This is a genomic window from Marinomonas posidonica IVIA-Po-181, from assembly GCF_000214215.1.
GTDB lineage: Bacteria > Pseudomonadota > Gammaproteobacteria > Pseudomonadales > Marinomonadaceae > Marinomonas > Marinomonas posidonica.
On sequence record NC_015559.1, the window covers coordinates 3645164 to 3660248 of the forward strand.

Genomic DNA, 15085 nt, shown 5'->3' on the forward strand with positions numbered 1-15085 from the left:
AAACCTTACTCCTTGTTTTATTTTGCTAAATATTTTTGCTGCTGCTTCAACGGGTTGGCGTACATAGCCAAGACAGTATCACGCAAGTCTTGCGGGCATTCTTCAAGATAACGTGAGAACGCAGTATCCGTCGATGCTTGCCCAAGCTGCATGGCTAACGCCGCTTCGTTCGTCGATTGAATGGCGTAATTCGAAATAATTTGGCGATCCACTTCCTCAACAAACTCTTCTGGCGTTTCAAAGCCATCTTTAATCACATCACCAAAGGTTACAACCACCTTACCTTTTTGCCCGACAATGCCATTTTTAATGCTATCCATGTCTTCAAATTCGGCTTTTTCGTAACTGCCAGTGGAAGACTTTTGATGCAATTCATTAGCTTTATCAAACGCACAAGGGTCGTACTCGTAAGAGATGGAAACCGGTACGACTTTTAAATTAGCCATCGCCTCAGCAAAAGACTTTTTCTCTTTCTTCTGACTCATGAAGAACATTTTAATGATGGCCGGATCCGTTTGATCCAAGCCGTCTTTTGCACGGCCTTCTTTTTGCGCAATCCAAATATTGGACTGATCTTTAGTCAAAGATTCAGTGATGTAAGCCGACAACTGACCAAAAGCCGCCATCATTTCTCGAATACCATTAGCCGAACGCTTCACAATAAAGCTTTTGTTCAGACGCATCAGATCTGACACGAAAGGACGACGTAACAGGTTATCACCAATGGCAATTCGAACTGTGTCTAATCCCGCCAAATACAAACCGTAATTCACAAACGCAGGGTCCATGGCAATGTCTCTGTGATTTGACAGAAACAAATACCCAACCCCTTTTTCCAGTTTTTCAATGCCACGATATTCCACATTCGTGGTCGTGGTTTTAATCATGCGCGCCATGTAATCGGCTACGCGCATTTGGAACTCGTGTACATTTGAGATATTGGCAACCTGACGCTTCAACGCCAATTTGACCACCAACGCCAACGGACCATGCATCCATTTCGGCCATTTAGCAAAGCGAAAACCAATAATCGTATTAATAAAGTCTGGTGTCGTAACCAGATTTTGCAGCACCTCGGCGACTTCATCGTCGTTGTAAGGGCGTATGTCGTGAAACTGATCCATTTATTTTTCCGTTAGTAAAAACTAAGCTGTTTTTCGTATTATATTTACAAAGATTGAATGTCAAAACCGAGCGATTCCAACTCGTCACGCTTGGTGACAGAGGAAACCACAGCAATGTTTTCATTCTCTTTCGTGAGGTATGTCTTGGCGACCTGTTGCAGTTGCTCAATCGTCACAGACAAGACTTTTGCTCGAAACGCTTCTCGGTAAGCAAGACTACGGCCATGTAACTGAACATAGAAATCACTTTGCGCTTCACCAGCAGGTGAACTTGGTTTATCCATAGAACCAATCACACCTAAAATAGCTTCCTCTAATGCTTCATCGCTATGAGCGTCATTTAGCAACCACTCTATAGAAGCATCAAAGTCGGCCAATGTTTCTGTCAATCTTGGATCACGGTAAGAGTAGAAACGAAATGAGCCAGTGCCGCCGTCAAAGGTAGCGCCACCGCCATAAGCACCACCCTGCTCTCGTATCGCACGATGCAAAAAGCCATTTCTCAAGAAACCACCCAATACGGTCAACGCCGCGACATCAGGATGATCACCAAAGGCCGTTTGGTAGGCCTTACTACAGAAGCTGACTTGCGTTGAGGTCAACCAAGCCAATTTCAATTGACCTTGTTGGGCAGGCAAAGCAAAGTGCGTATCCGTGTCTCCAGCTGGCAAGTCCGCAAACACCTCATTCACTTGCGTCATGATGCTCGCCTCATGTTGCGCTTCGGCGACCAACAACATCTGTTTCTTGGCTTGCAACAACTTGCTGTGTATACGCTTAAAAACAGCCAAAACCTGTTGCACCGCCACGCTGTCTTCTTTCATCGCATCGTCTAAAGCGATGGCCGAACGAATACCCGACATACCACCCCATGCTTCTTGCTGAGCGGCTAAACCAGAGATAGCACTAGCCGCTGCCGCCATCGCCAAAGAGTGACCTTGCCCTGTCACCGACTGTTCGCGGCGTGCTCGGCGCTGTGCCACTAACTCTTTGACACGGTTTTCTTCATCGAAACGCACATTTAACATGGTGTCACGTAACAACTCGCTCATGGCGTTGACATTCGGAACCAAGGCTTTAGAGGAAAGAATGAAATAGCCTTTTACCTCTTGTCGATCATTGATCGTCGCTCTAATCGAGTTCGACGCACCAAGACCACCACAAACTTGTGCCTGCTTTTCTTGTATCGCAAGATAATCTTGATGACCAACTCCAAGCTCGGTCATCACCGAAGAGAACAACGGCAAATAACTGGTTTCTTCCTCGTCCAGCTCGGGCAGTTCAACAACCAATTGCTGATATACCAGACCATTTGTCCCTTGAGGATAAAAGGTAATAGGCAAACGTCCCGCTACCTGCTCTCGATCGTATTCAGGTAAACGTGCTGGCACATCTTCTAAGCCGACTTTCGGCAAGATACTCATATCATCCACTTGAGCTTGGCGCTCTTTAAGCGCTTCACTACGCGCGATAATTTGCTGCGCTTCGGCTTCAGACAAAGACGCTTTAATATGACATAAACGATCTTTCTCGGCCTGATTACGACGGGCTTCTAAGGCATCGTCTGGGCTTAACGTCAAGGTGACACGATGGGCATTCGACAACAATAAGCTTTTAATCAAATTCGGAATATAATCCTGCGCTTGCACTCGTTCACGCATGGCTTCAATAACCGGATCCAAATCCAGCTGAGCAATCACATCACCAGAATGCACAGCTGTCGACAACCCAGCCAAGATCAGTTGCAAGCCATAAGGGTAACTGCCACCACCAATTTCACGTTGGCTTAGCTCCAACTGATGCAACATGGCGTCAACCATATCCTGTTGAACGCCATGTTCTGCAATCTCTTCTAAACTGGAAAAGATTAACGCTTCGACCTTACTAGAGTCTTCTCGCTTAACCCCTTCCAGGCCACACATGAAGCTCATTTCTTTATTACTGTCTTCCAGTCCACACAGAGGCGAGGGCGCGCGTCCAAGATCAGAGTTTTCCAACACTCGACGCAATGGCGAAGCACTGTTATCCAACAACACACTGGACAATAATTGCGCTTCAAACTGCTGAGTTAAATCCGTACTTTCGCCCAATAACCAGCCGACAACCACATGACTACCGTCTTCTTTCACTTCGTCAGCGGCATAACCTTCTTCCACGCGAACGGGTGAGAAATAACGTTTTGCATTCGGCACACTGACTTGCGTATCAAGACGCTCAAAACGACTCAATACCTTATTCTCAAATTCTTCTTGCAATGTATCAGCAGGAATATCACCAAAGGTCATAAAAACCGCATTGGAAGGATGGTAATGGGTACGGTAGAAGGCCAACAAATCATCGTAAGACAGATCAGGAATATCCGTCGGTTCGCCACCAGAGTTAAAGTGGTAAGTATTACTCGGGAACAGATATTTTGTCAGAGTTTGCCACAAAACAGAGGTGGTTGAACTCATCGCCCCTTTCATTTCATTAAACACCACGCCTTTAAACGTCAGATCAGACTCGGCGTTATCAGGCTCAGCAAATTCTAAACGGTGACCTTCTTGAGAGAAGTCCAACTCATCCAGACGAGAAAAGAACACTGCGTCCAAATACACATCCAATAAGTTATGAAAATCTTTCTTGTTCTTACTGGCAAAGGGATACGCCGTCCAATCAGACGAGGTAAACGCATTCATGAAGGTATTTAATGAACGACGAATCATCATAAAGAAAGGATCGCGCACGGGGAAACGCTCAGAACCACACAATACTGTGTGTTCCAAAATATGCGCCACACCACAAGAATCGGTAGGGACGGTTTTTAGCCCGACCAAGAAAACGTTTTCATCATTATCCGATGCGATGTGAAAATGCTTTGCGCCGGTGACGATATGCTCGAACTCCTGAACACTGGCGTTCAGAGCGTCAATAAACTCACTGCGAATAAATTTAAACGCAGGATGGTGCGCGATGCGATCTGTCATTCTCTACCTCGATAGAATTAGAATACGATGACTCAATAAAATGGTTCTTATGGCTAACTTAACCAGCAGCCAATTAAAGTGACGGAATTATAGCAAAATCCCCACATTTACTGCACCAAATAACACTCAAGCATTCTGTAGAGAATGCCAAAATTTAACGTTTTTGATGCCGCTCCCAGTTTTCTAAACGGGCTTTCTCACTCTTTTTAAACAGCACATAAACCGCCCCTAAACCACCGTGATAACGTTGGGCACTGTGGAAAGCCATCACCTCATCGATATCACGCAACCACTTATTGATGTAACTCTTTAATGTAGCTTGGTTTTCTGGCGTACGATCACCTTTGCCGTGCACTATGATGCCCACTCGAATATCGTGATTCATACAATCTTGAGTAAACTGAAACACCTCTCGTCGAGCTTCTTCAACCGTCCGACGGTGTAAATCCAAACGAGATTCCACACCATATTTACCCTGACGTAAACGCTTGAATACCCCATCCTGCACACCAGAACGCTTAAATTCCAGCATATCATTTGGGTCTACCCGCTCAACATAATCCTTCGATAAGTAGTTTTTGTCTTCAAATTTGCCTTCTAATGCCGCTTTTTGACGGGCCTGAAAATCGGTCTCGCCTTGCTTCTTACCCAAATACACTTCGGTCTTTTTCAGCGGACGAATGCCTTTCACTTCCTCGGCAAATAAAGAAAACTCTTCATCCTCAGCCATAACGACTCACCTCAAAACTCACCATAATGTCTTATCAGACAGCCAAATAAACAAAAGGCTCCCATAGGAGCCAACACATTCCGTTTATCCCTGCTTTCACCTCAGTGAAAGTCACTGTTTCACTTGCCCCTCTCGGCAAGTTACAAGACACACTTTCATATGGGAATCATTATAACAGGATATACATTCGACAACTAATTTTGATACTCACCCGAAACACTCGTTGATTCGCACTAAAAAAAGACCAAGTGAACAAAATTGCACCAATAGAAAACCCAAATTGCTCGAAAAGACACTAAATGGCGTATTTTCACTTGGCATGATTAGTGCTTGATCAATAGGTGTTCGTACCCTTGGAAAGTCGAACATGACAATTTATTCAATAGAGAGCTAGGGTTCCGATATCAAAACTTACCTTGATATGACTGGTCCGAGAGCTTTCGACCTTGATGTTTCAAGGTTACACGGCGGGATAAAAGCCCGGGAGACCACATGGCGATTTTGCCAAGGGTACTCCATGTGTAACTAACAAACTGAAAAGGTAACTCCCTATGAACTTCCCAAAGAATAAAGTACCCGCTCTACTGTTTGCTCTACTCGCTTCTTCTCAGACTTTTGCCAAAGAAGACTTTAAAGTCTGCTGGTCAATCTACGCCGGTTGGATGCCTTGGGCTTACGCTGAACAATCCGGCATTGTCGATAAATGGGCTGAAAAGTACGACATCAACATCGATATCGTGCAGATCAATGACTATGTCGAATCCATGAACCAGTATACCGCTGGCCAATTCGATGCTTGTACCATGGCGCAAATGGATGCATTAACCATTCCAGCCGTCGGTGGCGTAGACAGTACGGTGTTAATTGCCGGTGACTACTCAAACGGCAATGACGCCATCATCCTGTTCGGAGAGGACGATCTAGCAGATATCAAAGGTCAAAGCGTCAATCTCGTCGAATATAGTGTTTCTCACTACTTACTCGCTCGCGGATTAGACACCATAGGATTAAGTGAACGCGACGTCCAAGTGGTTAATACGTCAGATGCGGATCTGGTCTCTGTGTTTGGTACCGGCGATGTCTCTGCAACCGTTACATGGAACCCTTTGGTGAGTGAAATTCTCTCCATGCCAAACACCTATGACGTGTTTAACTCATCACAAATTCCAGGTGAGATCATTGATGGCCTCATAGTCAATACTAAGACACTGAATGACAATCCAGCCTTAGGCAAAGCATTAACCGGTGCTTGGTTTGAAATCATGTCCAAAATGTCAGGGAACAGTGACAGTGCGAAAGACGTTCGCACGCTTATGGCAGAAGCCGCCGAAACAGACCTAGCCGGTTATGACGCACAATTGGCTAAAACGCACATGTATTACACGCCAGAAGCGGCTTTAGAACTGGTTAATAGCCCTCAGCTCGTTGAAACCATGAAACATGTGGCGGAATTTTCCTTCGAACACGGCCTATTAGGTGATGGCGCGCCAAGTGCGGATGTTGTGGGGATTGAGATGCCAGCAGGCACCTATGGAAACCCTGACAACATTAAGCTTCGTTTCGATAATACCTACATGAAAATGGCAGCGGACGGAAAACTGTAAGCGCTTTTTCAGCGTGCTTTGTCAATCGACAAAGCACGCTATCGAAACACTTCAGTAAGGCGTGATTATGAAGAAACTCGTGAATTACTCTCCCTCTCCAGTCAACCAGATTTTACTCGGTTTACTGCCTTTTGTTGTGCTTTTGATTGTCTATATGATGGGCTCCGATGCCCGTTTATCGATCAATCCAAGTGACAAACTATTACCCTCATTTGGGCAAATGGGCGACGCCATCTATCGTCTCGCCTTTGAACCCAGCCGCCGCACCGGTGAACTGGTGTTTTGGCAAGATACCCTAAGCAGCTTATTACGCTTATTAGCTGGCGTTGGCATCGCCGCTATTTTCGGCTTGTTAGTTGGCTTGCTGACCGGTGCCTTACCGGTAATTTACGCCACCTTCGCACCACTGTTAACCGTGATTTCACTTATCCCACCACTGGCGATTTTACCGATTTTGTTCATCATCATTGGCTTAGGAGAAGCCTCTAAAATTACCCTCATTGCCATTGGCGTGGCACCCTTTATCGCCCGTGACATTCAGCGCCGTACTCAGGAAATCCCCTCAGAACAACTGGTAAAGGCACAAACCCTCGGAGCCAGCACCTTGCAAATATTCATTCGAGTGCTGCTCCCTCAAGTGATGCCGAAATTGATCGATGCGGTTCGATTGTCTCTCGGCACGGGGTGGTTATTTCTGATCGCCGCGGAAGCCATTTCCTCCACTGACGGCTTGGGGTATCGCATCTTCTTAGTCAGACGCTATATGTCCATGGACATTATCTTGCCTTACGTGGCTTGGATCACCTTATTGGCGTTCCTCATCGATTACTTGTTAAGTGCGCTCAACGCTCGCCTCTACCCATGGAATCAGGAGGGTAAGTCATGAATCAGCCCCTAATTGAAGCACGTCAACTGGGTAAGCAATATGGTCAGGACATCATTCTCGAAGGCGTAAACACACAAGTACACGAAGGCGAATTTGTCACACTAGTGGGCGCTTCCGGCTGTGGCAAAAGTACCTTCCTCAAAATGATTCTGGGCATTGAGCAAGCCAGCTCAGGCGAACTGCTACTCAATGGCGACACCATACCAAACGAACCTGGACCAGACCGTGGCATTGTCTTTCAGCAATATTCCGTCTTCCCACACATGACCGTATTGGAAAATGTCATTGCCGCGAAAGGTTTTCAGAAAGCCTCATTAACAGGGTATTTGTTTGGTAAGGAAAGGCGTCTTGCCCAACAAGAAGCCACCGAGATGCTCACTCAAGTCGGATTGAGTCATGCATTAAAACGCTACCCTCATGAACTGTCTGGCGGTATGAAACAACGACTCGCCATTGCCCAAGCCATTATTTGCAAACCTCGTATCCTGTTATTAGACGAACCATTTGGTGCCCTCGACCCCGGTATTCGAGGCGATATGCACACATTGATTTTAGACCTTTGGAAAGCGCACAACCTGACCATTTTCATGGTGACCCATGATCTAAAAGAAGGCTTTCATCTCGGCACACGTCTGTGGGTCTTCGACAAAATTCGCCACGATCCACAGGCGCCAAATGCTTATGGTGCGTCCATAACCTATGACTTACCAGTCGGCGAATCGGACACTAGAACCTATGACGACTTACATCAACAGCTCACTCACCAACAACAGACCTCAGAAAAGGCTTAATGCGTCCCAACACCTGACGCATTAAATGAAAAGGAGACAAGCATGAAGCAATATCAAACCGTGATTCCACCCGCTAGCCATTGGTCTTTCCGCATGCGCCGTGGCACCCAGCTCACCCTGACCGATGTTGAAGGCGGAGCAAACGTGGGCATGGTCTTTTATAACCCAGAAAATCTACTGGAACGTTATAACGCCCCCGACACCTTAAAAGCACAACACACCTTCAAATTGACCAAAGGCCATTGTCTTTACTCAGACATGGGGCGCATTTTCGCGTCCATTATTGAAGACTCTCTTGGTTGGCATGAAAGCGTTTGTGGTAATAGTCACGCCTCTCATATTGAAAGCCAATGGGGCAAGCGGGATTACCAACAAGACCGCAATAACTGGCAACAAAATGGCCACGATGCCATGTTGGTGGAAATGGCCAAATACGGTTTAACTCAGGCAGACATCACCGCCAACCTAAACCTGTTCAGTAAAGTCGAAACCGACGACGAAGGCTCAATGACACTGATTGAACAGCACAGCAAAGCAGGTGACCACCTGACCCTTCGCTTTGAAATGGACACACTCGTTATCTTGTACACCTGTCCACATCCTCTTAGCCAAGCCGACCACTACCCTCGCAAACCTATTTCATTGCGATTGGAAAAGGCCTTACCAGTCGCCGATGACGACCTTTGTAAAAATTCACGACCAGAAAATCAACGAGGTTTTGCAAACAACAGCCTATATCACTTCGGACTGGAGGCCTAAATCATGATCAAAGAAAGTCAATTTGACGCTCACAACGCCAACCAAAAATACACCGTCGATTCTGGGGACTATTTCATTCGTTATATCCCAGCTGGGGCTACTTTTCGCTTCGTAGATTTAGAAGGAAATCAGGCCGCAGACACCCTATTCTATAACGCGCACCATCCCGCTGAACGCTACAGCGCCACCGATACCATTCGTGAACAAGGCAATGTTTACCTGACCGCTGGCTCGCAGCTGCGCTCCAATGAAAACCAAGTCATGCTAGAGATTGTTGCCGATACCTGCGGCCGTCACGACACCTTAGGTGGCGCTTGTGCCACGGAAAGTAATACCGTGCGCTACGATCTAGAAAAACGCTGCATGCATGCCTGTCGTGACAGCTGGATGCTGGCGATTGCCGAACACCCCGAATTTGACCTAGACAAACGCGACATCAGCCACAACATCAATTTCTTTATGAATGTCCCCGTCACCAGTGCCGGTGGCCTGACCTTTGAAGATGGTATTTCCGCGCCGGGCAAATACGTCGAAATGAAAGCCCACATGGATTTGATTGTGCTGATTTCGAATTGCCCTCAACTGAACAACCCATGTAACGGCTACAACCCAACGCCGATCGAAGTATTGGTTTGGGATACACATCACTAAGGCCATTTTTCTATCCACTCAGTGGACGACCACTGACGTATTGATTAAACCGGGACGACCCGGAAAAGGTTGAAACATGTTTCACACTGTCTTAATTGCAAATCGTGGAGCGATTGCCGTACGCATTATTCGTACTCTCAAGCGTATGCAGATTAAAACCATCGCGGTTTACGCTGAATCCGATGCCAAGAGTCGTCATGTAAAATTAGCGGATGAGGCGTACTCCTTAGGCGACGGCCCAGCCAACCAGACCTATCTGGACCTTGATAAAATCCTCACTATCGTTCATCAAAGTGGGGCGCAAGCCATCCACCCAGGTTATGGGTTTTTAAGTGAAAATGCCGACTTTGTGCGGCGCTGTGAAAACAACGGCGTGGCCTTTATTGGTCCAACAGACGAGCACATGCTGGCCTTTGGCTTAAAGCACCGCGCCAGAGAACTCGCCCAACAAGCTCACGTTCCCTTATTGCCAGGCTCAGATTTACTGATCGATCTAGCAAGTGCCTGTGCCACGGCCCAGAAAATCGGCTACCCAGTGATGCTCAAAAGCACTGCAGGTGGTGGCGGTATTGGCATGCAGCTATGTCATAACGAGACCGAACTGAGTACTCACTTTGATTCGGTGAAACGCCTTGGTGCGAGTAACTTTGCTGATGGCGGTGTGTTCTTAGAAAAATTCATCGCTCGCGCTCGACACATTGAAGTACAAGTGTTTGCCGATGGACAAGGACAAGCCTTGGCATTGGGCGAACGAGATTGTTCCAGCCAGCGTCGTAACCAAAAAGTGGTAGAAGAATGCCCAGCTCCCAACCTTAGTCACGCCGTACGCGAACAGCTTCATCAAACGGCTGAATCCTTACTGGCCTCGGTAAAATATCGCAATGCTGGCACAGTGGAATTCATTTATGACATGGATACCGAACAATTCTACTTCCTTGAAGTGAATACTCGCTTACAAGTAGAGCATGGTGTAACAGAGGAAGTGTATGGCATTGATCTCGTCGAGTGGATGGTTCGTTTAGCGTCACAAGAGCCGATGGATTTATCCACCTTGCGAACCTCACTGACACCAAAAGGTCACGCGATTCAAGTACGCCTTTATGCTGAAGACCCTTACAAAGACTTCCAACCCAGCCCTGGGTTATTAAGCTATGTCGACTTCCCTATTGCCGATCCAGAACAAGCAGAAATGGAGTCCAATACCAAGGTAAGGATTGATCACTGGATCGAAACCGGCATTCAAGTATCCCCCTACTTTGACCCTATGCTGGCCAAGGTTATTGTGCATCATCAAGACCGGGACAGCACCCTTGCTTTGTTACAAGACACCTTGTCACAATGTACCCTATATGGCACACAAACCAACTTAGATTATCTGCAACACTTACTGCGAGATGATGCCTTAATACAAGGCCAAGTCAGTACTCGTTATTTAAACGACTTTGTCTATCAACCCAAACGCATTGATGTATTAAGTGGTGGCACACTGACTACCTTGCAAGACTTTCCAGGCCGCCAACACCATTGGAATGTGGGCGTACCGCCGTCAGGCCCATTTGATAGTTTTCACAGTCGTTTGGCTAACCGCCTGTTAGGCAATGACATAGCATCCGCCACCATGGAAATCACCCTACAAGGCCCTAACCTGCAATTTAGCTTTGCCACGGAAATTGCCTTGGCTGGCGCGCAAATCGACGCCAAACTGGATGGTGACACAGTGGCATTACACCAACCGATCAAGGTACAAGCAGGTCAAACCCTAAGCTTAGGTCGTATTCGTGACGCGGGCGCTCGCTGCTATTTAGCGGTAGCTGGCGGCTTTGATTGCCCAGATTACCTAGGTTCAAAATCTACCTTCACACTGGGTCAATTTGGTGGCCATAACGGACGCGCACTGCAAACAGGCGATGTGCTCACCAGCCAATATCAACACCCAAGCCCATCCAACCCTCAACTTCCAGAGGCTTTAATACCCACTCTCACTCACCAACATGCGTTACGTGTGATTTATGGCCCACATGGGAGTCCAGACTTCTTTACCGAAGAAGACATAGAAATCTTCTTCAATACTGACTGGGAAATCCATTATAACTCCAGCCGCACAGGGGTTAGATTGATCGGCCCCAAACCCAAATGGGCTCGTGAAAATGGCGGCGAAGCAGGCCTACACCCATCCAACATACACGACAATGCCTATGCTTTTGGCAGCATTGATTTTACCGGTGATATGCCGGTTATTTTAGGGCCAGACGGGCCTTCTTTGGGCGGTTTTGTCTGCCCTGCCACTGTGATCACCGCAGATTTATGGAAATTAGGGCAACTCCGAGCGGGTGATAAAGTACGCTTTATCCCTGTGACACTCGAAGAGGCCGTGGCACTGGAAGCAGAACAGATCGCAAGCCTAGACAGCCTGACAGTACCGAAGCTAGACGTCACCAGCTGTGGCATTGGATCCCCCATTCTCAAAACCTTATCCGCCGAAGAGTTTGGCGACGACATTGTGTATCGGGCCGCCGGAGACCATTTTTTATTGGTGGAATACGGTGAACAGATGCTCGACATTCGTTTGCGCTTTCGAGCTCACGCATTGATGCAATGGTTAGAACAACACCCATTTGCTGGCATGAAAGAACTGACTCCGGGCATTCGCTCTCTGCAAATCCACTACGACAGCCAGCAAACCTCGTATACTGAACTGCTCGCCTTGTTAGAAACCGCAGAGCGAGCCTTGGCGGAAAAATTGACGGAGCTGACCGTCCCTTCCCGAACGGTTTACCTTCCTCTTTCATGGGATGATCGAGCCTGTCAGGAAGCCATCGACAAGTACGCTCAATCGGTCCGATCCAATGCGCCTTGGTGCCCAAGCAACCTTGAGTTCATTCGTCGCATCAATGGCTTAGACAGCATAAACCAAGTCAAAGAGATTGTGTTTAACGCCAGCTATTTGGTGATGGGATTAGGCGATGTCTACCTTGGGGCACCCGTGGCGACGCCCATAGACCCTCGTCATCGATTGGTAACCACCAAGTACAATCCAGCCAGAACCTGGACCGCAGAAAACTCCGTTGGCATTGGCGGCTCTTACCTTTGCGTATACGGCATGGAAGGCCCAGGGGGTTATCAATTTGTGGGACGAACCTTACAAATGTGGAATCGCTATCGTCAAACCAGCGCCTTTAGCCAACCTTGGTTATTACGCTTCTTCGATCAGATTCGTTTCTACGAAGTCAGCCATGATGAGTTACAACAGATTCGCGCTGACTTCCCCCATGACAACTACCCCATTCGCATCGAAGAAAGTCACTTCTCCTTATCCGAGTACCAAGCTTTTATTGCCAACCACCAAGAAGACATCGAGCAATTTAAGCATTCTCGTAATCAAGCCTTTGAAGCGGAACTGGCTCGCTGGCACGCCAACGGTCAATTCCACTTTGATCAGGAAGAAGTCACCAGCACCACCAGCGAAGTCACTTGGGGAGAAGACGCCATTGTGATCGACAGCCCAGTATCCGGTAGCGTCTGGCAAACCCAAGTTGAAAAAGGTCAAGCCGTCAAAGCGGGCCAGCTGTTAGTGATTTTAGAGTCCATGAAAATGGAAATTCCACTCCATGCCAGCTGTGATGGTGTGGTATCTGAAGTGTTATTAAACAATGGCAGCCGAGTCAACGCTGGCCAAGCCGTCGTCGTATTGGAGGAAGAATAATGAGCATGATCGCACCACTTAAAAAGGTTACCGACATGGGCTTTGACGCCCTAAGAGACGCCTACAAAACAGGCCAACTGACACCTGAATCCCTGATGAATGACATTCGCAGTCGTGCTGTGCAATACGATTCATACAATATCTGGATTCATTTACTCAGTGAAGCAGAACAAGCAACCTGGCTGAACGACCTAAAAAACAAAGACCTAGACACTCATCCATTGTGGGGCATTCCCTTTGCGATAAAAGACAACATCGACCTAGCTGGCATCCCCACCACCGCCGCCTGCCCTGAGTTTGCCTACACGCCAACCGATACCGCCCAAGTAGTACAGCAACTCATTGACGCGGGGGCAATACCTGTCGGGAAAACCAACTTGGACCAGTTCGCCACTGGCATCAACGGCACCCGCTCGCCCTATGGGCCGGGTCATAATGCGTTTGATTTTGACTACGTCAGCGGCGGTTCCAGTGCCGGATCATCCACCGCCGTTGCACTGGGCTTAGTGAGTTTTAGCCTAGGTACCGACACCGCAGGTTCAGGTCGAATTCCCGCTGGCTTTAACAACTTGATCGGTGTGAAACCCAGCATCGGCTTGTTGTCTGCAACCGGCATGCTACCGGCTTGTCGCAGTTTGGACTGTATGACCATTTTTGCTTTCAACTCAGACGACGCCAACACCGCCTTGGCGGCCGCTGAAGGTTACGACATGCGCGATGGCTACAGTCGCCCTAACCCGTTTGACAATCAGACTCGACATTACGGTTTGCGCCAAGGGGAACTCACGGTGGGCATTATCCCGCCTCCGCAGTTAAAATTTTATGGCGACAAAAACTACGAGCAAGCCTACTCTGACACCTTAGCCAAACTCAGTAACGCCGGTTTCCAGTTCAAAGAAATCGACTTTGCGCCCTTTAATGAAGTGGCGCAACTTCTCTACGAAGGCCCTTGGGTTTCTGAGCGTTATATTGCGACTCAGCCTTTAATTGATGATAACCCAGAGGCCATCTTTCCCGCCGTACGAGAAATCATCGCCCCGGGTGGCAAACCACCTGCCACTGCCTTGTTTAAAGCTCAGTACCGCATTAATGACCTGAAACAAATCTGCCTCGCGCAACTGGCCACAGTGGACTGTATTTTAACCCCGACCGCTGGTACCCATTTCACCATCGCAGACATGCTCGAAGAACCCATTAAGCGCAACAGCGAACTGGGTTACTACACTAACTTCATGAACTTACTGGATTTTGCTGCGATAGCCGTGCCGGGTGCTATGACTAAAACAGGCATGCCGTTTGGCATTACCCTATTTGGCCCAACCTTTAGTGACCGCATGTTGTTGTCGATTGCCAATCGAGTACAGCGTGCTATCCCACTCAAAAAAGGCGCTCTAGATTTACCCGCTACCCCAACGAACAATACACCAGTCGGTCAACCCAAGGTGATTGATGTGATGGTGTGCGGCGCGCACCTAACGGGCCAGCCACTTAACTGGCAACTCACCGAGCGAGGGGCGACACTGAAAACCCAAACCACCACAGCCGCCAGCTACCGCATGTACGCTTTGGCAGGCGGCCCACCTTATCGCCCTGGACTGATTTTAGATACTGAACAAGGACAAGCCATTGAAGTGGAAATCTGGTCCGTACCAAGTGAGCACTTCGGCAGCTTTGTCGCAGGCATTCCGGCACCGCTTGGCATCGGCAAGGTGCAACTCGCCGACGGCAGCTCAGTGTCAGGCTTCATCTGCGAACCTTACGCCATCGCAGACGCCACCGACATCAGCCACTTCGGCGGCTGGCGCAGCTACTTGGCAAGTTTGAGCTAACGCCTTAAACAAGGGTTAATAAAAACCAAAAAGCCTTCGTAT

The 15085-nt window shown here is 48.0% G+C and carries 10 protein-coding genes and 1 riboswitch; of the genes, 7 read left to right on the plus strand and 3 right to left on the minus strand.

Annotated elements, in window-relative coordinates; translation table 11 throughout:
• Positions 1-17: 17 nt before the first annotated feature.
• The 3 genes from MAR181_RS16815 to smrA form a co-directional block, all read right to left on the minus strand.
• On the minus strand, positions 18-1124 hold the full coding sequence (locus tag MAR181_RS16815; protein WP_013797800.1) for a 1-acyl-sn-glycerol-3-phosphate acyltransferase: 1107 nt from the start codon (positions 1122-1124) through the stop codon (positions 18-20).
• A gap of 44 nt (positions 1125-1168) precedes the next feature.
• Positions 1169-4090: an insulinase family protein gene (locus MAR181_RS16820; protein WP_013797801.1), complete on the minus strand. Its 2922-nt coding sequence runs from the start codon at positions 4088-4090 to the stop codon at positions 1169-1171.
• A gap of 154 nt (positions 4091-4244) precedes the next feature.
• Positions 4245-4820, minus strand: a complete 576-nt coding sequence (gene smrA, locus MAR181_RS16825; protein ID WP_013797802.1) for a DNA endonuclease SmrA — start codon at positions 4818-4820, stop codon at positions 4245-4247.
• Between the two features lie 379 nt (positions 4821-5199).
• Positions 5200-5309, plus strand: a riboswitch (guanidine-I (ykkC/yxkD leader).
• 62 nt (positions 5310-5371) lie between these two features.
• Between smrA and MAR181_RS16830 the strand changes: the two genes are divergently transcribed.
• From MAR181_RS16830 to atzF, 7 genes are all read left to right on the plus strand, one after another.
• Positions 5372-6424: a putative urea ABC transporter substrate-binding protein gene (locus MAR181_RS16830; protein WP_013797803.1), complete on the plus strand. Its 1053-nt coding sequence runs from the start codon at positions 5372-5374 to the stop codon at positions 6422-6424.
• 67 nt (positions 6425-6491) lie between these two features.
• Entirely contained in the window at positions 6492-7310 is an 819-nt protein-coding gene (locus MAR181_RS16835; RefSeq protein WP_013797804.1) for an ABC transporter permease, read from the plus strand.
• The gene (locus tag MAR181_RS16840) at positions 7307-8101 is read left to right on the plus strand and encodes an ABC transporter ATP-binding protein (RefSeq protein ID WP_013797805.1); all 795 of its coding nucleotides are present in this window, start codon (positions 7307-7309) and stop codon (positions 8099-8101) included. Before MAR181_RS16835 ends, MAR181_RS16840 begins: the two co-directional genes overlap by 4 nt.
• Positions 8102-8143: 42 nt before the next feature.
• Positions 8144-8860 carry an urea amidolyase associated protein UAAP1 gene (locus MAR181_RS16845; protein WP_013797806.1) on the plus strand — a complete coding sequence of 239 codons (717 nt, stop codon included), beginning with the start codon at positions 8144-8146 and terminating at the stop codon, positions 8858-8860.
• Positions 8861-8863: 3 nt separating this feature from the next.
• On the plus strand, positions 8864-9511 hold the full coding sequence (locus MAR181_RS16850) for an urea amidolyase associated protein UAAP2 (RefSeq protein WP_013797807.1): 648 nt from the start codon (positions 8864-8866) through the stop codon (positions 9509-9511).
• 76 nt (positions 9512-9587) lie between these two features.
• Complete coding sequence (gene uca, locus MAR181_RS16855) at positions 9588-13214, plus strand: urea carboxylase (RefSeq protein ID WP_013797808.1); 3627 nt, start codon at positions 9588-9590, stop codon at positions 13212-13214.
• Positions 13214-15043, plus strand: coding sequence for an allophanate hydrolase (atzF, locus tag MAR181_RS16860; RefSeq protein WP_013797809.1), 1830 nt, complete (start codon positions 13214-13216; stop codon positions 15041-15043). Before uca ends, atzF begins: the two co-directional genes overlap by 1 nt.
• Positions 15044-15085 lie beyond the last annotated feature (42 nt).